Here is a 21,084-nt window from a genome sequence, read left to right as displayed (position 1 = left end):
CAAGGAGTTAACTTAAATCTAATAAAGAACAAACTCCGATTTAATATCCCCCTTTTATACTAAACGCATGAAATAAAGCAAATAGTAAAGGGGAAATAAGAATGAAACTTTCAAAGAAGATTTTTGCAGCTATTTTATGTACAGCCCTTGTAGGTATCACAGCAGTGGGGACGATTGCAGTGCCAGCTAGAGCTAATACGACTAATATTGTACAAAGTGCTAAAGAGCAAACTTACAAAAAACCCAAATACATATTTAACTTTATTGGGGATGGTATGTCTTATGTACAAGTTAATTCTGCGCAAATCTATAAAGGTGTAACTGAAAAAGGTGGTATTAACTTAGGCAAGCTAGCAGTATCCCAGTTTCCAGTATGTGGATCAGCTACAACCCAAGACTCTACATCTTTCGCACCAGATTCAGCTTCTACAGCAACAGCTATTTCTAGCGGTGTTAAAACACATAGTGGTGTAATTGGTTACAATGCAGATAAGCAAACCAAACCAGAAAGTATTACAGAAAAGCTTAAAAAAGAAGGATATAAAATAGGGATAGTAAGTAGTGTATCTATAGATCATGCAACACCAGCAGCTTTTTATGCACATGCAGTATCTAGAAAGGATATGTATGATATCGCACTTCAGTTAGCAGATAGTAATTTTGACTATTTTGCGGGTGGTTCATTAGTACAGCCAAATGGTAAAAATGGTGATCAAAAAAGCGCATTTGAAATTATTAAAGAGAAAGGATACAACATTGTAGATACAAAGGAAGAAATTCTTTCACTTAATAGTGAGTCAGGCAAAGTATATGCTATTAATCCAGAGCTTCAAGACTCACAGGCTATGAGCTATGACTTAGATGCTAGTAAGGATAGTATTAGATTAAAGGATTTTGTTGAAAAAGGAATTGATGTTTTAGATAATGAAGATGGTTTCTTCATGATGGTAGAAGGAGGTAAGATTGACTGGGCGGGTCATGCTAATGATGCCAGATCTAATATTCAAGATGTCATTGCATTAGATGAAGCTATTGGGGTAGCAGTTGATTTTGCTAAAAAGCATCCAGAGGAAACACTTATTATTGTAACAGGGGATCATGAAACAGGTGGTATGACCATTGGATATTCTACAACAGGCTATAATACGGCATTTAACCTCTTAGCTAATCAGGATATGAGTTATGTAGCTTTTGATGAATTACTTGCAGAATACAAAAAAGGAACTACAGCAGATAAGGCCAAAATCGAAGACGTACTTCCTCTTATTAAAAAGCACTTTGGTTTGGTGAGCCCAAGTAATGCTGCATCAGCTAAGGATTCAGCATTAGTGTTAACTGAGTATGAATATAACAAATTAAAAGATGCCTTTGCTCAAACTATGAAAGATAGCAGTGAGCGTACTAATAATCAAGAAACAGGCATTTTATATGGTGGCTATGAGCCACTTACTGTGACACTCACACATATCTTAAATAATAAAGCAGGTATTGGTTGGACCTCTTACGCACATACAGGTGTACCTGTTCCAGTTTATGCAATGGGTGAAGGTGCTGAACTCTTTAGTGGTGCTTATGATAATACAGACATTTTCAATAAGTTAGTTGCTCTTTGTGAATTAAAATAGAGATTCACAAGTGTAGCAAACCTTTCATATGATAAGTGCCTTGCTGAAATGAGGTGAACACCGATTTTAGTAAGGCACTCTATTTTTAGCTAGAAAGAGGAAATTAGAATGCTGTTACAGAAAATGAGAGATAAAGAAGTCATTTTTTCCTTAGTGTGCATAGTGGTAATTATTATTTTATTAATGTTACCAACCGGTTTTGAAAAGCAAATTTATACCAATGCAGAGCATGTAAAGGTAAAGATTTTAGAGACCAATGAAAGTGGTATTTATAATAGTGGGATTTTAAAATTAGGAAGTCAAGTATGTCTTGTAGAGGTATTAGAGGGAACCTTTAAAGGAAGTCAGATCGAAGCAGCCAACTTATTATCAGGTAGATTAGAGGTTGATAAACTATTTGTAAAAGGGGATAAAGCACTAGCACTTATAGAAAAAACAGAAGATGGTCAGGTGTTAGATGCTAATGTATTAGATTATTACCGTTTGAATTTAGAGTGGTTATTAGTTTTCTTATTTATGGGGGCCCTTATTTTATTTTCAGGCAAAACTGGGGTAAGAACGATTATTTCTTTTGTTGTTAGCCTTTTATGTATGTGGAAGGTATTAGTGCCTGGTTTATTAAATGGTTATAATCCTATGGTTCTAGGGCTCATTATAGGAGTGACTATGGCTGTTATTACATTATTATTAGTAGCTGGTTTTACAGAGAAAGCCTACTGCGCTATATTAGGCATGAGTATTGCCTCTATAATGACCTGTTTAATGGCGATTGCTTTTGGTAACTTATTTAGAATCCATGGCGGTGTAATGCCGTGGTCAGAATCCTTATTATATTCAGGATATCAACACTTAGACCTAACTAAGATTTATCAAGCTGCTATTTATTTATCTTGCTCGGGGGCCCTAGTGGATTTATCTGTAGATATTTCGGCAGCTATAGAAGAAGTAGTGGATAAAAAACCTACTATTTCGAGAAAAGAGATTTTATTGTCAGGTTTAAACATTGGACGCTCTGTAGTGGGTTCACAAACAACCACGCTGTTATTAGCTTATATGGGAAGTTTTATAACAATAATGATGGTTTATATGGCACAAGGTACCCCTATGGTAAGTATTCTTAATGGACAATCAATGGCTTCAGAGATATTGCATACTTTAGTAGGGTGTTTAGGCCTTGTCATTGTATCTCCTATTACGGCTTTCATTTGTAGTTTGAGATATAAAAAGCATTAAAATGGAGAATAAAATCTATTAATAGGAGTACTATAACAATTAGGTTATAGTACTCCTATTAAAATTTAATAAAAAATAATTATAATCCCCAATAACAAAAAAGTTATTCACAAAATGTTGATAGATTACATAAAAGTGTGGATAAGTATAAATAAAATTAATAAATAGCCGTAAAAAAGTTGTTGAAAAATGTGGATAATTTGTTGATGAAGAAAATGTGAATAATCGGGATAAGTATGTTAATATAAATTACATATAGAAGTTTTATAATTATTTTTTAGAATAAATAAATGTAGGATAGAAATAGGAGAAGCAAATGAAAGAAGCAGAAAATAGATTTCCCATAGAGATAATAATGCTGACATATATCATTATTTATGTGATGTATATAGTAACCTTTGGTAGAGGAAGTGAATTATTTTTTGTATTTTTTATTCTGGAAAGATTGATATCTTTTCAATATGATGAAGAGCTAGATGAGTATGTGGGGAATGTAGATCCAGAAAAGGTTTCGGGAAAAATGGTATTTGTTATTTTTGTGTTAACGTTTTCTCAGATCGGAATATTCATTTATGCATTCTTTAAATACCCTGGTTTGTTTATGTTTTTAATGATTGGAGAATTATTAGATCTTGTTAATAGAAAACTTAAGAAGTATATAAAAAATAAAAGATAAGACTATTATAGCGTCATTACACTATTAAGTGTAATGACGCTATTTTACTAAGATTAGGAGAGTATAAAAAAGGCAGTTCAAGAAAGATAAGTAGACAATATCAAAAAATGTAGAAAATGCACTAAAATAATCAAAAAATGTACAGATGCTTAGATAATATTAATATATAATCAATGTATCACGAGTAAATGGGAGGAACAACTTATGAAATTAGGACTTAAAAGAAAAGCTTGTATGCTTATGCTAGCAATGACAATGACAGCAGGAGCGGTAACAACACCTTTATATGCAGATAACATTAGTTTTAAAGAATTATTAGTAAAAACAGTAGCTATTATTGAGACAGAACCAAACTTTTCCGTTAATGGTGCATTCCATGAATTAGATTATGGGTATCTTTTAAAACCTATCATGAAAGATGGCAAATCAAGTGCTGATACAATGATGGCACCTTTAAGAGATATATTTGAAAAACTTGCTGCTACTTATAGTTATAATGAAAAAACAGGCGAAATCAAAATGAAGCTTAATGATACAACACTTACCATGAAGGTAGGAGAGACAGAAGCTAAACTTGATAATAAAACATTAAAAGCACCTTACGCACCAGAGCTTGTAACAAATGAAGATGGAGGTAAGACACTTTACTTACCAGTTAAATTCGTTTTTGAAAGCTTAGATGCTAATGTAAGTTGGGATAGCAAAAGATGTCGTTTAGTGGCTACTTGTATTATGACACCAAGACAAGGTGGAGAGGATCTTAAAACAGGTGGAGACTGGACATTCGGCGCTTTACTTAATAAAAAGGACAGCGAATATGGCAGCACAACAGCTAAAAAAGTAGCAGATAATATTGTTGCTTTCCAAAACAGCAATGGTGGTTGGATGAAGGTAGTAGATGCTGTAGATATGACACAGTCAATTAAAGACCAATCAGCTACACTTCTTAAATCTACAATTGATAATGATGCAACGATTACTCAAATGAGATACTTAGCTAAAGTATATACAGCTACAGGCAATAAAAAATATGCAGAAAGCTTTATGAAAGGCCTTAATTACTTAGTAGATGGTCAATATGATAATGGTGGTTGGGCACAATACTTCCCAGTAGCTACAGGTTACTTTAAGAATATCACTATTAATGATAATGCTATGGCAAATGTACTTGAACTCTTACTTGATGTAGTACAAGCAGATCCAGGATATGAATTTGTAACAAAAGAATACGCTGATAAAATTCCAGAAGTTCAAAAATGTATTGATAAAGGTATTCAATGTATTTTAGATTTACAAATTGAAGTAGATGGTGTAAAAACAGCATGGGCTTCTCAATACGATGAAGTAACACTTGAGCCTACTTTCGGTAGAGCTTATGAAATTCCATCTATTGCTACACAAGAAAGTGTAAGAGTAATGCAATTCTTAATGAGACTTGAAGATCCAAGCAAAGAAGTAGTTGAAGCAGTTAAAGCAGGTATGGCATGGCTTGATAAAGTTAAAATCGAAGGCAAGAAAATGACAACTATCACAGACTATAGCCTTGAATTTGGTTCAAATCGTGTACTTGTAGATGATCCAAAATCAACTATCTGGGCACGTTTCTATGAAATTGATAGTGCCTTTAAACCAGTATTCTCTGGTAGAGATAGTGTTGTAAAATACAGCATGGAAGACATTTCTTATGAAAGAAGAAATAAATACAGCTGGTATGGCTCTTACTTAAAAGATGAAGTAAAAACACAATACAATGAATGGCTTAAAGCCGTAGAAAAATAATACTTAAACAAGATAGAGAAGAAAATAGGATGCATACATAATAAATTGGTCCCCCCAATTATATTATTTAATCATGCATAAAAAAGTACAATTACTTTAACGGACCATATTCCATTAAAATAATTGTACTTTTATTTTTCTAGACAATAATTTACATAGCATTTGCCCATATGACTAAGCAAAGTGAAATTGTAGCGTTCACTTAAGTAATTGAGCTTAAGATGTGTATAGATACTATGATATAGAATTTCGCAAGAAAGGGACTATTAGATGAAGCATATTGATGCCATATAGTTGATAGAAATGAGAGGAGCGACGGAAGGTAGTCATCTCCTCTCATTTCCTCAATAACGCATCTTTAATAATGAATCTTTTACCCTATAAGCACATTCTTAAGAAATTGTAAGAAACCTATTTAGCCCTTTGTAATATCACTTTATTATAATCTATTTATAAAGGAGGCTAATCTCAGTTATAATAAACATAAGAATATATAGAAGGTGGGAAAAGCGTATGACGTATACCGTATTAGTTTGTGATGATGATAAGCTTATTGTTAACTCGATAGTCCTTCATTTACAGAAGGAAGGCTATCGCACATTAAAAGCTTACAACGGCGTAGAGGCTCTAGAGGCTATAGAAAAACAAGAGGTTCATCTTATATTAATGGATATTATGATGCCTCAGCTAGATGGTTTATCAGCTACGCTAAAAATAAGGCAGGAAAAAAATATTCCTATTATCATCTTATCGGCTAAAAGTGAAGATACGGATAAAATAGCAGGACTTAATTTAGGGGCAGATGATTATATTACAAAACCCTTTAATACCTTTGAGCTTCTAGCGAGGGTAAGGTCTCAGCTAAGGCGTTATACTAAACTTGGAGCCATGCAGCAAACACCACAGCTTTTAATGACAGGTGGCTTGTGCATGGATACAGGTGCCAATACGGTTTATGTAGATGGGGAGCTAGTACGCCTAACCCCTACAGAATACAAAATTTTGCAATATCTCATGATTAATATGGGGCAGGTCTTATCGATGCACCAAATCTATGAAAACGTATGGCACGATACCCCTTTTGCACCAGAGAATACGGTGGCGGTTCATATCCGTAGACTAAGAGAAAAAATTGAGATTAATCCCAAAGAACCAAAGTATATAAAGGTGGTGTGGGGTAGTGGATACCTGGTGGAAAAAATTAATTTATAGTAGCTGGCTTAAGACTATTGCTGTTCTAGGATTTTTCTTAGTAGGGTTTTTGGCACTGTTTAGTTTTTTTAACAGTCAAGTAATACCGAGTCAAGATAGTATTTATAATACGTATTATTTTAATGAAGCCTTTATTCAAAAGGCAGGTTATGTAAGAGACTATATTGTACGTTACAGAAAGCCAGAGATTATAAGCAATATAACGGTAGAAGATATTCAGAAGTACAAAGAAGCTCATGGTGGTACACTAACTGATGAAGAAGCTCAGCAAAAAATTATGAAAGACCGAAAAGATTATCTAATGAGTATAGAGAGTGCTACCGGTAAAAGTAATATTAATGTGGACTTTTATGCTAAAAGCCTAAAAGATAATGTGGTGATTACTAATATGGATACTTCTATTGGTGAAGAGAAAATACTCCAGGATTTAACTCATAGAGAAGTATACTTAGTGGGTGATGGTCATTATATTAATAATGGAAGTAACGCTTTGATGAGTTATGGAAAATATGGAGATTATGACTATGATACGAATATATATGGGGTATACGGCGATCATTCAGTAACTCACTATGATTATTATAGAGGTGAAGGATTTGAGGATGAAGGCCAATATGAGGTTTATGTAGCCCTTAAACAACCACTTGAACCAGGAGATGTATTTTATACCTACGAACAAAATTTTGAAAAAGCTCAGCAGCTTAAGTCAGTTACCTATCAAATGATTGCTTTTACTGCATTAATAGGTGTTTTGTTAATTATCTATTGGTTTGTAGCAGTAGGAAGAAGCGCTAGAAAAGAAGGTATTAGAATTAATGGCTTTGACAAGATACCATTTGAGTTCCAGCTTATAGGACTAGGAATAAGTACACTTATTTTTTGTATATTAATAGATGGCATTAATAGGTCGTTTGATCTATTTAGTTGCCTTCCTTATGTAGGAACAAGAACCGTCCCTCAAAGTTTAGTAGTAGCTGGATTGGTATTTATTTTAAGTAGTACTTACGTGGGAGTGGGGTTAGCTGTAGTAAGTAGTTTAATTAAGCATATTAAGAACAAGAGTATAAAGGAATATATAGGGATTATCAGGGTAACGAAGCTTTTAAAGGAATACTTAATGACTAAGCGTATGTTAATGGTAGCTGTATTTGTACTTGTTGGTATTAACGCAGGTGTATTCCTCTTGATCTTCATTGCTTCTTTAGCTTTAGACTCAGCTGCTATTCTCATTATTTTGATGATTGCTTGGAGTCTCGTTTTGTTATTAGGATTAGCTAAGATCGTTTTTGATTATAGACGCATTCTTGAAGGAACCAAGGCTATTGCAGATGGTGATTTAGATTATAAGATTCAATTAGAAAAGTCTCTTCCTGTATTAGTAGAGTTAGCAGATACAGTTAATACCATGGGGACAGGTCTTGAAAAAGCAGTAGCTCAGTCAGTGAAAAGTGAACGCTTAAAAGCAGAGCTTATTACTAATGTCTCACATGACTTAAAAACACCTTTAACCTCTATTATTAGCTACATCGATTTATTAAAGGGAGAAGATATTAATAACGAAACGGCTAAGGAGTATATAGGTGTTTTAGATGAAAGAAGTAATAGATTAAAACAGCTGGTAGAGGATTTGGTAGATGCCTCTAAGGCAGTGACTGGAAATGTAGAAGCTAAATTAGAACCTTTTATGCTAGATGAACTTGTACTTCAAGCTTTGGGAGAATATACAGATAGATTAGAGGCACAAGGCTTGCAACTGATTACAAGAGGGGTTCAGCCAGCTAAGGTGTTAGGTGATAGCAGGCATATGTGGCGAGTAGTAGAAAATCTGCTTTCTAATGTAAGTAAATATGCAATGCCACATACAAGAGCTTATATTGAAGTATTAAACGAAGGGGAGTATGGGACATTTATTATTAAAAATATTTCAAAAGAAGCACTTAATATTGATCCTCAGGAATTAACAGAACGTTTTGTAAGAGGGGATGCTTCTAGAACCACAGAAGGATCAGGTTTGGGATTAGCTATAGCTCAAAGCCTTATGCACCTGCAAGGAGGACAAATGGCTATTAGTATAGATGGGGACTTGTTTAAAGTAGAAGTAAAAATACCTGCTATCAAAGATACTGTTTCGTTAAATAAAAAATAGCAGAGGGATTTGTAAGAGACATAGATTAGAGACAGAGTAAATAATAAGAAAGCCCGGTACAGAAAAAAATGTTACAGGGCTTTCTTTTCTTGTATTCTTTGATGCTCTAGGAAATAAAATATCATGATTTTATGATAAAAATTATTTTTGAGTATAATAATATGAACAATAAACTATTAATCCTTTGTGAAATGTGATAATATAAAATAAAATATTCGGGAATATAAACAAAGCTAGTCGTACATAGCAAAATAAGGAATATATATTTATTGATAAAACATTGAACAGTTAGGCATATTAAATATAAAGAAATAGACGACAAAAAGAGATAAGGAGGAGTCTATGATCATTGATGAGATATTAGGTATACAAAAAATTAAAAATAGAAATATAAAAATAACAACAAGGCAGGCTGTCAGAGCCATTGTTTTAAAAGATAATAAGATACTCATGGTACACACGAATAAAGGCGATTATAAATTTCCTGGTGGGGGCATCAAAAGGCAAGAAAGCCACGAAGAAGCCCTGCGCAGAGAAGTAATCGAGGAAACTGGATATATTATAGAAGGAATGGGAGAACGTGCGGGCATTATCGTTCAAAGAAATCCTAATCAATTTGATACTTCTGGGATATTCGAGATGACTTCTTATTATTATTTTTGTGATGTAAAAACTAATAAAACAAAACAACATTTAGACAAATACGAAGAAGAACAAGAATTTGAACCAAGATGGATAGAATTAGATGAGGTTATTGCAAAAAATGAGGCAATCCTCACACAAAAGGGTACACAGATTAATCCTTGGGTTTATAGAGAAACCTTAGCCTTAAGAAGACTCAAAGAATCAGGTGTTGTACCTGAATGCTAACATTATATGTATTTGCTTATACAAAAAAGGAATAGACTAATAATATTATTAGGGCTATTCCTTTTTTTGTTTTTTTACTCATTTTCCGTACCTTGTCTTGTGATCTCTAAGTAGTTATATAGGGTAAATTTAGAGATGTTTAAGAATTCACAAACACGATCCCCAGATTTAGTAATAAGGAAGGCTCCCTTACTATCTAAGAAGCGAATAATTTGCATTTTCTCATCTTTATTAAGATGATTCATTGACTTTTCAAACATGTTTTCACATTGGGTAAGAAGATTGTCCATGAGCTGATTAACATCTGTGGTGAAAAGCTCATTGGAAGAAGGTGATGGTGTAGAATATCTATTGAACTGTTTAAGGTATTCTTCACATTTAAGTGTATCTGTAATATCCATGTTGATACAAATGGCACCAATATTTGTTCCAGCATCATCTTGTATAAACATAGAGGAGCCACGAATAATTTTACCATTTCTCATATGTACTATTTTATTATAGATGTGTGTATCAGAGGTCATCTTGCTCAGTACCTCTAAGCCCCAGTTACCACCACAATCACCAATCTTGCGGCCTGTGATATAGCCATTACGAATATCTACTATGCTATGTTCATATTCTTTAGTATTGTCATGAAGTACGATCTCACAGCTAGTACCAAGATGATTTTCTAATAAATCTAAGATACTTGTAAACATCTCAATATTATCATAAATGGTTTGCATAGTTACCCCCTATAGTATGATTTATAACCATAAGTATAGCATAATTGGTGCACAAATAAATAAAAAAGTATGATTTTGTCTAAAAATAATAATACATTAAATAAAGAATAATAAGCAAATTATTAAGGATGATTTTTAAAATAAATAAAAATAAGTAAGAAATATAAAATAAAATATTAGAATCGTGACGAATACGTAGCAATTTATATCAAAGTTTATATAAATCGCCAACATACGTCTTAAAAAAAGTGTTAAAATAACTATACATATAAAAAATAATAATATATAATTTGATTATAATCAAAATAGTTAGATTTAACTTAATTGAACAAAATAATTTAGGAGTCTACAAGGAGGCAGGGGTAATGAGTAACGTTCTTGAACAAATTGGTGCATATGGTATTGTGCCAGTAGTAGTAATTAATAAAATTGAAGAAGCAAAACCACTTGCGAAAGCATTATGTGATGGAGGTCTTCCAGTTGCTGAAGTAACATTCAGAACAGCATGTGCAAAAGAAGCTATTAGCATTATGGCAAAAGATTTCCCAGAAATGTTAATTGGAGCAGGTACAGTTCTTACAACTGAGCAAGTTGATGAAGCAGTAGAAGCTGGTGCTAAATTTATCGTAAGTCCAGGACTTAATCCAAAAGTAGTGAAATACTGTGTAGATAAAGGTATCCCTGTTACACCAGGTTGTGCTAATCCTTCAGATATCGAGCAAGCTATCGAGCTTGGTCTTAATGTTGTAAAAATCTTCCCAGCTGAAGCAGTTGGTGGTATTAAACTTATTAAATCAATGGCTGGTCCATACACAAACATGAAATTCATGCCTACTGGTGGAATCAATGCTAAAAATCTTAATGATTACTTATCATTTGATAGAATCATCGCTTGTGGTGGTAGCTGGATGGTAGATCCAAGCTTAGTAGCAGCAGGTGAATTTGATAAAATCACAGAAATGACAAGAGAAGCTGTAACACAAATGTTAGGCTTTGAGCTTGCACACGTTGGTATCAATGCAGAATCAGAAGCAGCAGCTTCAGAAATCGCAGCTGGTTTCGATGGTTTATTCAATACATCAATCAAAGAAGGTAATAGCTCAATCTTTGCTGGTAAAGGTATTGAAGTTATGAAATCACCATACCTTGGCGCAAAAGGTCATATTGCATATAAAACAAACTACATTGAAAGAGCAGTAGCTTACCTTAAAGCAAAAGGTGTTAAAATCAATGAAGAGTCAGCTAAATATAACGCAAAAGATAAACTTGCAGCTATTTACTTAGAAGAAGAAATCGGTGGATTTGCTATTCATTTATTACAAAAATAATAGCTTTCTAAAACATAAACAAGCAATTTAAAATGCTTAATTAAAACACTTAATTAAAACACAAATTATAAAAGACGTGACTAACAACAAAGAGTCTTTTAACTTATCTAAACACTGTTAATTAACTCACTAACAATGACAACTAAGACTAGATAAAGTACTAGTACTATAAAAAGTGATTCTTAGCTATTGGACTCTAAGGAGAAGCGGCTATAGTATGAGTAAACTTAATCAATAAATTTTAATTCAATAAAATAGGAGAATGAACCATGAACAATAAAGTAGTAACTTTCGGCGAAATTATGTTAAGACTTGCACCAAACGGATATTTAAGATTTAATCAAGTAGATCAATTCCAAGCTACATACGGCGGTGGAGAAGCTAACGTAGCAGTTTCTCTTGCTAACTATGGTGTAGATGCAGAATTCGTTACAAAATTACCAGCACACGAAATCGGTCAAGCAGCTATCAATGACCTTCGTAGATACGGTGTAGAAACAAAATATATCGCTCGTGGTGGAGAAAGAATCGGTATTTACTTCTTAGAAAAAGGTGCTTCTCAAAGACCTTCAAAAGTAATTTATGACAGAAATCACTCTGCAATTATGGAAGCAACAACAGCTGATTTCAACTGGGATGAAATCTTTGAAGGTGCGACATGGTTCCACTTTACAGGTATCACACCAGCATTAGGTGACAATGCAGCAGCTATCTGTTTAGAAGCATGTAAAGCAGCTAAAGCTAAAGGCATCAAAGTAAGCTGTGACCTTAACTACAGAAAAAAACTATGGACTAGAGAAAAAGCTGGTCAAGTAATGGCTGGACTTATGGAATATGTAGATGTATGTATTGCTAACGAAGAAGATGCAGCAGACGTATTCGGTATTCACGCAGCAAACACTGACGTAACAAAAGGTGAAGTTAACCATGATGGTTATAAAGATGTAGCTAAACAACTTAAAGATAGATTTGGATTTGAATATGTAGCAATTACTCTTAGAGAGTCAATCTCAGCTAGTGATAACAATTGGGCAGCAATGTTATACAATGGCGAAGATTACTTCTTCTCTAAAAAATATGCTGTACGTATTGTTGACCGTGTAGGTGGAGGAGATTCATTTGGCGGTGGTCTCATCTACTCATTAGTTAACAACTATGAACCACAAGCAGCAATCGAATTTGCAGTTGCAGCTTCATGTTTAAAACACACAATCGAAGGCGACTTCAATCGCGTATCAGTAGCAGAAGTTCAATCTCTTGCTGGTGGAGACGGTTCTGGACGTGTTCAAAGATAAGTTATTAGCGAAACATATTACCCCTTATCTTAGTGCAATGCACTAAGGTCTCTATACTAACAGTACCATATAGAGACACTCCTAAAGAATTAGGGTGCATACCCTTATTATGCACCCTAATTATGAAAGACGATTAAAACACACAGAAAAATGAAATGTGGCTTTAGTCGTATTTTTTTTGACAATTAATAGACAATGTTACATTAAATGAAACAAAATCGTGGGCGAATGGAATAATTTTTATAGTAACAAACATGTTTGGAAGATATTTAAGGAGTAGACATCATCGTACCTAAATATAAAAGCTAGTGGACTATAAACTATTACCAATATAAAAAAATAGGAGGACGTAAAATGTCAAAAGTAATTTTAGTAGGGGAACCTATGGCATTATTTATTGCAGAAACAGAAGGCACTTTAGATACAGTAACAAGTTTTACAAGATCAGCAGCAGGAGCTGAAATGAATGTAGCCATAGGTCTAAAAAGACTTGAACATGAAGTATGTTACATTACTAAATTAGGGAGGGACCCATTCGGCAAATACTTAATTGATTTCTTAAAAGGTGAAGGCATTGATACAAGTTTTATCTGTTTTGACGATCATTACCCAACAGCATTCCAACTTAAAGGGAAAACTTCAGTTGGAGATCCAGATGTAGCTTACTATCGTAATGGTTCTGCGGCTTCTAATTTAAAAGTGGATGATGTAGATGAAATTGATATGTGTGGTTTCAATCACTTCCATTTAACAGGTATTTTCCCAGCTATTTCAGATATTTCAAGAGCCACACTACTTTACCTTATAGAGAAAGCAAAAAATAATGGTTTAACAACTTCATTTGATCCAAACTTAAGACCAAGCTTATGGAAAGATTCAACTGACATGGTAGCTACTATTAATAAAATTGCATTTAGATGTGATACAGTACTTCCTGGTATTTCAGAAGGGAAAATCTTAACTGGCTTTGATCATGAAAAAGATATTGCAGATTTCTATTTAAGCCATGGTGTAAAAAATGTAGTTATTAAGATGGGACCAAAAGGTGCATACGTAAAGACTCAAACAGAGGAAGCATACATAGATGGTTACCACGTTGAAAAAGTAATCGATACAGTAGGCGCAGGAGATGGTTTTGCTGTTGGTTTCATCAGTGGGCTTTTAGAAAATAAAGATGTACGCGAATGTGCAGACAGAGCTAATGCTATTGGTGCACTTCAAGTTATGCATAAGGGAGACAATGAAGGTCTACCAACAAGAGAACAGCTATTTGGGTTTATGGAGAAAAAATCTTTATAATACTTTTACTTTTCGACAGGGTAAATCATAAAGAGTCTCTTAAACATATAGGAGTAGTAACATTTAAATTAGTAATCTATGTGAAGTCTCTTTATTTTAGAAGATCTTATTCTAAAATAAAGAGACTTTTGCCGTGCAAAAATAGCTTAGTTGACAAAAGGGGATAATTCTAACTAAACTTATATTAGTAGAAAGAAGAGTTATTTAAATTACAAATCAAGATAAAGCAGTACAACTAAAAGACAAGAGAGGAAAAGTCATGAATAACATATTAATTTTACTAGGATATCTCCTATTAGTGAATATTTTAGGCTATGTAACGATGTGGTCAGATAAACAAAAAGCAAAAAAAGGAGAATATCGCATTTCAGAAAAAGCTTTATTTACAGTAGCTATTCTAGGAGGAAGTATCGGCAGTATAGCTGGCATGAAGAAATTCAGACATAAAACAAAGCATTGGTATTTTAAATACGGCATGCCAGCCATTCTTCTTTTACAACTTATAGCAGCATTTTATTTGGGGACGGTTCTTAATGGGTAGCAAGTAGGGACGGTTCTTAAAATAAAGGCGTTTAAAAAGCGAATGATTAGTTTTATTAAAATTATATGTATACAAAATCATAAGTAGCAAATAATACCTACAAGAGGTGATTTTGATGCAAGATAAAAAAGATACATTCGAAAAATACAAACAAGATGTACAAAACATGGCTCATCATGTAATGGATGATGCTGAGGATCTAGGTCACAAAGCGTTAGGTAGCATTGAAGACTTAGGACACAAAGCCATTGCAGGAAGTGAATATCTTAGCCAAAAAGCAACTGCAGGCGTAAAAGCTATGAAAAAAGGTGCTGAAAAAGCTATTGATAAAACAATGCAAGGCATAGGAAATCTTGAGAATAAAATGAAACACAAATAGTGTATTATTGGAGTATGCTTAATTGGCGAAGTCAAGATGATATGAGAATAAACTAAATAAGGTAGTCTATAAAACACTAAAATAAATAAAAATTAGCAAACAAATAATAGGCATAGCCATTAATGTATAAACATTTAAAGGCTATGCCTATTATTTTTACGAAACGTCTAAAATAAGCCTATAGGTTATTTGCAGTCTAAGGAGCGATACTTAGAAGGGGACATTCCAGTAATTTGTTTGAAAGCCTTGCAGAAGTTACTTTGGTCACAAAAACCTAATAAAGTAGCAATTTCTAAAATACTATAGTCTGTACCTGTTAGTAAAACCTGTGCGCGTTCTATTTTAATCTTTTTATTATAATTCATGATAGACATGCCCAAAGCCTCTTTAAAACACTGGCACATATAGCCTATAGAAAGATTAACGGCAGCAGCCATATCGGATAAGATAATTTTGTCTTCAATATGTAGATAGAGATAACTAATCATTTTATTAACCATGGTATGTCCAGCAGCTTCTAAAGAGTGAGTGAGAATATCAAAGTAGGAATGAATCATTTTACACTCGATATCTTGAAGCTCAGCTAGAGAGGAAAGTAGTTGAATAGACTTATAGTACTTATTATAAACAGGATGAAGATATTGTTTGGATACACCATTTTTAATGATTTCCTGAGTGTACAAGACATTCCATATGAGTAGGTCGTTACGTTTAGTCGAAGCAGATAAGTTGTCTTGGATTTCCCAGCTATGCTTTTGTTTGACTAGCTTTAACAATTTCTCTTTATCTCTTGTCTCCATAATAAGAGAAACCTCTAGATTAAAAAAATAGTCGTCAGAAACAAATATTTCTCGCATAATTCTCGTCCTTTACTTGGTATGTTCTTTTTCATAAAGTTAATTTTATTAAACCAATCGCTATTTCAATATAAGTTATTTTTAGTATACATCTTTTAAGTTAAATGAAAAAGAAACAAATTATATAAATTATAAACAAAAATACAAAGGTTACTTTGTTATAATCAAATCAAATTCAAACCAATCGGGGGAAAAGAAATGAATAAATATGCTATTTACCATACAACAGATATACCTTATGCCTATGGCAAAAATAAAGATACTTTAGCACTTCGTTTAAGAGCAGCTAGAGGCGACTTAAAAGCGTGTAATGTATACTTTAGAGACCGTTACGATGATAATGGTGAATTTAAAAAGAAACCTCTAGAACTTTATACAAGTACAGAACTCTTTGATTTTTGGAATGTAGACATCTCTTGCTTTAGAAATAGATATAAATATTTCTTTGAGCTTATAGATACACAAGAGAAAATAGTCTTCTTAGATGAGCGTGGTCAAGAAGAGGTCAGCTCTTTTGAATACTTAACACCATTTCAGTATGCCTATATTTGTGAAGGGGACTTATATAAGGAGGAAGAATGGTTGCAACAAGCTGTTGTGTATCAAATCTTTGTAGATCGCTTTGATAACGGAGATGAAACAATTAATCCGGAAAATACCTTACCTTGGGGCAGCAAGGTTGGACTTAGAACTATGTTTGGTGGAGATTTAAGAGGCATTATCAATCATTTGGATTATCTAGAGGATTTAGGGGTTAATCTCTTATATTTAACGCCTATCTTTGAATCTAATTCAAATCATAAGTACAATACTAAAGATTATTATAAGATTGATCCTCAGTTTGGGGATGTAGAAATTGCTAAAGAGCTTGTGAGAAAGTGCCATGAGCGTGGTATGAAAATTGTTTTTGATGCAGTGTTTAATCATTCTGGAGATGACTTCTTTGCATTTAAAGACGTTATAGAAAAGGGAGAGGATTCACCTTACAAAGACTGGTACCATATAGATAACTTACCTATTGATCAAGAAAAAGTTAATTATTACACCTTTGGAGCTTGCCATAAAAAAATGCCTAAGTTTCAAATACATAATCCTGAAGTAGAAGCTTACCTATTGAAAGTAGCTAAATACTGGATAGAAGAAGTGGATATAGATGGTTGGAGATTAGATGTTTGTGATGAAGTAGATCATGAGTTTTGGAAAGCATTTAGAAAGGTAGTTAAATCCGTTAAAAAGGATGCCATTGTCATAGGCGAAATTATGCATGAAGCAGCTTCTTTTCTAAAGGGAGATCAGCTAGACGGTATCATGAATTATCCTTTCAAATGGGCAGTAACAGATTTCTTTGCTAGAAGAAGTATTAGTGTAGAACGCTTTGATCATGTTCTGGCAGAAAATAGAGCGATTTATATGGAGAGTATTACAAGGCAACTCTGGAACCTTTGTGATAGTCACGATACAAAACGATTTTTAACAGAAGCAAGTGATAATAAAAAACGTATGCTTCTTATGCTTGCCTTTCAATTTACTTACATTGGCGTACCCTATATTTACTACGGAGATGAAATTGGTTTAAATGGCGGAGATGATCCAGAATGTAGAAAGTGTATGGAGTGGGATCCTAAGAAGCAAGATCAAGAGCTTCTAAGCTTTTACAAACAAATGATTAGACTTAGAAAAACACATGCAGCACTTCAGACAGGAGATTATAAAACTATCCTTTGTGAAAATAACTGTCTAGGTTTTACAAGAAATACAGGCTCAGAGAGCATTCTAGTTCTTTTAAATAATAGTGATGACCATGAGCAAGTAAGATTGCCAAAATCATTAAAAGGAATAGACCTTTTCACAGATAAGGAAGTTAAACTAGCTTCAACCATTACTTTAACTCCAATGACAGCCCAGATAATCAAACTTATATGATTTTACTATGGGGACGGTTCTTAAGAATAAAAAGGGACAAACAAATGGGGACGGTTCTTCAAATAACTAAATATGACGAGATAATTAACTATGGGGACAGGTCTTAAAAATTGCTTTTAAGACCTGTCCCCATAGTATTAGATGAGTGATATCGTTTCATCTAAACCAAGCATAATATTCATGTTTTGAACAGCAGCGCCAGAAGCACCTTTACCGAGGTTGTCTAAACGCGTAAGGAGCAAGATTTGCTCATCATTACCGAAAACAAAGATTTCCGCATTATTTGTGCCGTTACATGCAACTGGATTATAGAAATTTTCATCTAAACATTGTGAAGGGTTAAAAGGCATTACCTTTACAAAATTTTGGCCTTCATAGTGCTTAGCCAAGTAAGTATGTACATCAAGTGGAGTCACTTTTTTACCTAGTAGTCTTGTATGAATTTGAGTAGCTACAGCTAACCCTTGATAGTAATCAGCAATAATAGGTGAGAAAATAGGTGGATAGGTTAATCCTACTTTTTGCTGCATTTCTGGTACATGTTTATGATGAAGTCCTAAAGCATAATGTCTAGGTGTACCATAGGTAGGGTAAAGCTCATCTCTGTGAGGGTCAGTATATTCTAATATAGCTGACTTGCCAGCACCACTATAGCCAGATATACCATGAGAAGAGATGGGATAATCTGCAGGAATGATGCCAGATTGCACTAGTGGATATAGAGGTAAGATAAAAGCACTCGCATAGCAGCCAGCCACAGTAGTACGTGTAGAATGACTAATTGCTTCTCTTGCCTGGGCGCTTAATTCAGGAATACCGTAGGTCCATTCTGGATGAGTACGGTGAGCTGTACTAGCATCAATGACTTTAGTGCGTGTGTTAGCAGGGTCAATCATTGAGACTGCTTCTATAGAAGCAGCATCAGGAAGGCATAGAAAAACGATATCAGCAGCGTTAATCATTTCTTTACGAGCAGCTGGGTCTTTTCTTTTATCTTCATCAATCTTAAGAATATTAATATAGGGGTGAAGTTTTAAACGTTCATTTATCTTAAGGCCAGTTGTACCAGCTTGCCCATCCACATAAACATTAAACTTTTGAGTATCCATAGCATCCTCCTTATGAATAAAAATTTAAAATATATAATATTTATTCATTATATATTAAAAACTAAACTATTTCAATGAAAAATATTCGAAAAAGTAAAACTACTATTTCTAAACTCTTTTTAAGGTACAAACCATAAATAAGCTTCATAATATAATATAGATAGGGAAGGAGGTACATTTAAATGTCAGATTCTACAATGAAACTCGCTAATTATCAGTTGATAGAAGTTCAAAAAGAAGTATATAAATTACCTAAAGGAGTAGATTTGATAGGGGCCTCAAAGCTATGGGAACAGGGAGAAAAAGGACGAGGAGTTACTATTGCTGTTATAGACACGGGGTGTGATACAGAACATATAGAGTTAAAGGATAGGATTATTGGTGGAAGAAATTTTACAGAGGAGGATGAAGGAAATGCAAATATATATAAGGATTATAATGGTCATGGTACCCACGTATGTGGCACAATTGCTGCTAGTATGAATGGGACAGGTGTGGTCGGAGTGGCGCCAGAAGCTAGTTTAATTATTTTAAAAGCCAGTAATAAAAAAGGGATAGCTCGATACAGCTCAATTATTAATGCAATTTATTATTCTATAAAGATTAAGGTGGATATTATTTCTTTATCGCTAGGAGGAGAAGCAGATAATGAAATGCTTCATGAAGCTATTAGAGAAGCAATTAGACATAATATTTTAGTTGTATGTGCGGCAGCAAACGAAAATGCGGATGGTCTACCTATGATATCTTATCCTGCAGATTATGATGAGTGTATTTCTGTGGGTTCTGTAGATTATGGAAACCTTAATAAACAAATGAAGAGAGAGCGCCATTTGGATCTGGTGGCACCAGGAGTAGGCATTTTGTCTACTTATCTAGATGGAACTTATGCCAAGATGTCTGGTACTTCCATGGCTGTACCTCATGTAACAGGGGCGCTAGCGCTTTTAATGAACTATTGTAAGAAAGAATTTGGTAGGAAACTAACTGAAAGTGAAATGTATGCCCAACTTATTAAAAGAACAATTAATTTTGGTTATACACCGGCGGAAGTAGGTAATGGTTGCATTTTCCTAACAGCAATAGACTTAGTACGTGATTGTTATAATCAGACACTGAATGATATAGAAAAGTGTAAAAAAGATTCCTCCAAATCAGATAAGAGCACATAAGATTTTTATGTAAAAATGATAATATAAAATAAAGACAAAATATTTTATAATGAAACGATAAATACTATATGAGTAGAGGTGGATAAATGAAACACTTTGAGAAAAATATTACTATAAAAACTGAAGGGGCTTCAGAAAATACGGCAAGACTATTAGCATATATTCCAGATACGCATGAAGCACAAGGAATATATCGTATTCGCCCAGCGGTCTTGATACTGCCTGGAGGTGGCTATGAATATACCTCTGAAAGGGAGGGCGAACCTATAGCACTTAAATTTTTAACAGAAGGCGTATGTGCTTTTGTTTTACACTATAGCCCAGCACCAGCACGTTTTCCACAAGCTTTATGTGAAGCTTTAACGGCTATTGGTTATATTAGAGAGCATGCAGAAGAATGGAAAATCGATAAAGATCAAATTGCTGTATGTGGTTTTTCAGCTGGAGGACATCTATGTGCAAGCGTAGGTACATTTTGGAATAAGTCTTTTCTAGAATCCTATATTGGAACTGATCGTGAAAAAGTAAAGCCTAATAAACTTATCTTATCTTATCCAGTAATTACAAGTGGAGAATTTACTCACCAAGGTTCTATGGACAACTTATTAGGGAATAATAAAGAAGCAGAGCTGCTAGAGCTTGCATCATTAGAAAATCAAGTTACAAAAGATGTGCCTCCAAGTTTTATATGGCATACTTATGAAGATGAGACAGTACCTGTTCAAAACGCTTTACTCTTTGCTAGTGCATTAGTTAAGGAACAGGTTCCAGTGGAATTACATGTGTATAGAAGAGGTGGCCACGGTCTATCTTTAGGCAACCACTTAGTACAAGGAGAAATGCAATACGGAGAAACTCATATATCTAGTGATTGGATTGATAAGGCCATAAGATTTATTTTTGATTAAAGAG

General features: G+C 33.8%; 18 protein-coding genes. 15 read left to right on the top strand and 3 right to left on the bottom strand.

What is annotated here, in order from left to right:
* Positions 1–101: 101 nt before the first annotated feature.
* The 7 genes from EKH84_RS00710 (at position 102) to EKH84_RS00680 (ending at position 9,541) form a co-directional block, all read left to right on the top strand.
* A complete protein-coding gene (locus EKH84_RS00710; protein ID WP_127064707.1) occupies positions 102–1,625 on the top strand; it encodes an alkaline phosphatase in 1,524 nt (507 codons plus the stop codon).
* Positions 1,626–1,733: 108 nt separating this feature from the next.
* Positions 1,734–2,858, top strand: a complete 1,125-nt coding sequence (locus EKH84_RS00705) for a YibE/F family protein (protein ID WP_127064706.1) — start codon at positions 1,734–1,736, stop codon at positions 2,856–2,858.
* Between the two features lie 316 nt (positions 2,859–3,174).
* Entirely contained in the window at positions 3,175–3,534 is a 360-nt protein-coding gene (locus EKH84_RS00700) for a hypothetical protein (RefSeq protein WP_127064705.1), read from the top strand.
* Between the two features lie 204 nt (positions 3,535–3,738).
* Positions 3,739–5,313 (top strand): pectate lyase, encoded by a 1,575-nt coding sequence (gene pelA, locus EKH84_RS00695; protein ID WP_127064704.1) that lies wholly within the window; start codon positions 3,739–3,741, stop codon positions 5,311–5,313.
* A gap of 513 nt (positions 5,314–5,826) precedes the next feature.
* Positions 5,827–6,525, top strand: a complete 699-nt coding sequence (locus EKH84_RS00690; protein ID WP_013658815.1) for a response regulator transcription factor — start codon at positions 5,827–5,829, stop codon at positions 6,523–6,525.
* Positions 6,494–8,671 (top strand): HAMP domain-containing sensor histidine kinase, encoded by a 2,178-nt coding sequence (locus tag EKH84_RS00685; RefSeq protein WP_127064703.1) that lies wholly within the window; start codon positions 6,494–6,496, stop codon positions 8,669–8,671. Before EKH84_RS00690 ends, EKH84_RS00685 begins: the two co-directional genes overlap by 32 nt.
* A gap of 342 nt (positions 8,672–9,013) precedes the next feature.
* Positions 9,014–9,541, top strand: coding sequence for an NUDIX domain-containing protein (locus EKH84_RS00680; RefSeq protein WP_127064702.1), 528 nt, complete (start codon positions 9,014–9,016; stop codon positions 9,539–9,541).
* A gap of 74 nt (positions 9,542–9,615) precedes the next feature.
* On the opposite strand, the gene EKH84_RS00675 is transcribed toward EKH84_RS00680, so the two are convergent.
* The gene (locus EKH84_RS00675; protein WP_127064701.1) at positions 9,616–10,269 is read right to left on the bottom strand and encodes a helix-turn-helix transcriptional regulator; all 654 of its coding nucleotides are present in this window, start codon (positions 10,267–10,269) and stop codon (positions 9,616–9,618) included.
* A gap of 365 nt (positions 10,270–10,634) precedes the next feature.
* Here EKH84_RS00675 and EKH84_RS00670 point away from each other — a divergent pair, with 365 nt between their 5' ends.
* The 5 genes from EKH84_RS00670 (at position 10,635) to EKH84_RS00650 (ending at position 15,111) form a co-directional block, all read left to right on the top strand.
* Positions 10,635–11,597, top strand: a complete 963-nt coding sequence (locus EKH84_RS00670) for a bifunctional 4-hydroxy-2-oxoglutarate aldolase/2-dehydro-3-deoxy-phosphogluconate aldolase (RefSeq protein ID WP_127064700.1) — start codon at positions 10,635–10,637, stop codon at positions 11,595–11,597.
* Between the two features lie 269 nt (positions 11,598–11,866).
* Complete coding sequence (locus EKH84_RS00665) at positions 11,867–12,892, top strand: sugar kinase (RefSeq protein ID WP_127064699.1); 1,026 nt, start codon at positions 11,867–11,869, stop codon at positions 12,890–12,892.
* A 354-nt stretch (positions 12,893–13,246) separates the two neighbouring features.
* Positions 13,247–14,191 (top strand): sugar kinase, encoded by a 945-nt coding sequence (locus EKH84_RS00660; protein WP_127064698.1) that lies wholly within the window; start codon positions 13,247–13,249, stop codon positions 14,189–14,191.
* Positions 14,192–14,450: 259 nt separating this feature from the next.
* Positions 14,451–14,732 (top strand): DUF1294 domain-containing protein, encoded by a 282-nt coding sequence (locus tag EKH84_RS00655; protein WP_127064697.1) that lies wholly within the window; start codon positions 14,451–14,453, stop codon positions 14,730–14,732.
* 115 nt (positions 14,733–14,847) lie between these two features.
* On the top strand, positions 14,848–15,111 hold the full coding sequence (locus EKH84_RS00650; RefSeq protein ID WP_127064696.1) for a hypothetical protein: 264 nt from the start codon (positions 14,848–14,850) through the stop codon (positions 15,109–15,111).
* A gap of 185 nt (positions 15,112–15,296) precedes the next feature.
* Here EKH84_RS00650 and EKH84_RS00645 read toward each other — a convergent pair whose 3' ends face one another.
* The gene (locus EKH84_RS00645; RefSeq protein WP_127064695.1) at positions 15,297–15,968 is read right to left on the bottom strand and encodes an AraC family transcriptional regulator; all 672 of its coding nucleotides are present in this window, start codon (positions 15,966–15,968) and stop codon (positions 15,297–15,299) included.
* A gap of 198 nt (positions 15,969–16,166) precedes the next feature.
* Between EKH84_RS00645 and EKH84_RS00640 the strand changes: the two genes are divergently transcribed.
* Positions 16,167–17,891: a glycoside hydrolase family 13 protein gene (locus EKH84_RS00640; RefSeq protein ID WP_127064694.1), complete on the top strand. Its 1,725-nt coding sequence runs from the start codon at positions 16,167–16,169 to the stop codon at positions 17,889–17,891.
* A 137-nt stretch (positions 17,892–18,028) separates the two neighbouring features.
* Here EKH84_RS00640 and argC read toward each other — a convergent pair whose 3' ends face one another.
* Complete coding sequence (gene argC / locus EKH84_RS00635) at positions 18,029–19,000, bottom strand: N-acetyl-gamma-glutamyl-phosphate reductase (protein WP_013658804.1); 972 nt, start codon at positions 18,998–19,000, stop codon at positions 18,029–18,031.
* Positions 19,001–19,182: 182 nt separating this feature from the next.
* Between argC and EKH84_RS00630 the strand changes: the two genes are divergently transcribed.
* Together EKH84_RS00630 and EKH84_RS00625 are read left to right on the top strand one after the other, a co-directional pair.
* Positions 19,183–20,172, top strand: a complete 990-nt coding sequence (locus EKH84_RS00630) for a S8 family peptidase (protein ID WP_013658803.1) — start codon at positions 19,183–19,185, stop codon at positions 20,170–20,172.
* A gap of 86 nt (positions 20,173–20,258) precedes the next feature.
* Positions 20,259–21,080, top strand: a complete 822-nt coding sequence (locus EKH84_RS00625; protein ID WP_013658802.1) for an alpha/beta hydrolase — start codon at positions 20,259–20,261, stop codon at positions 21,078–21,080.
* Positions 21,081–21,084 lie beyond the last annotated feature (4 nt).

Source organism: Cellulosilyticum sp. WCF-2, from assembly GCF_003990395.1.
Classification (GTDB): domain Bacteria; phylum Bacillota; class Clostridia; order Lachnospirales; family Cellulosilyticaceae; genus Cellulosilyticum; species Cellulosilyticum lentocellum.
This window is presented reverse-complemented; position numbering and strand designations above follow the sequence as displayed.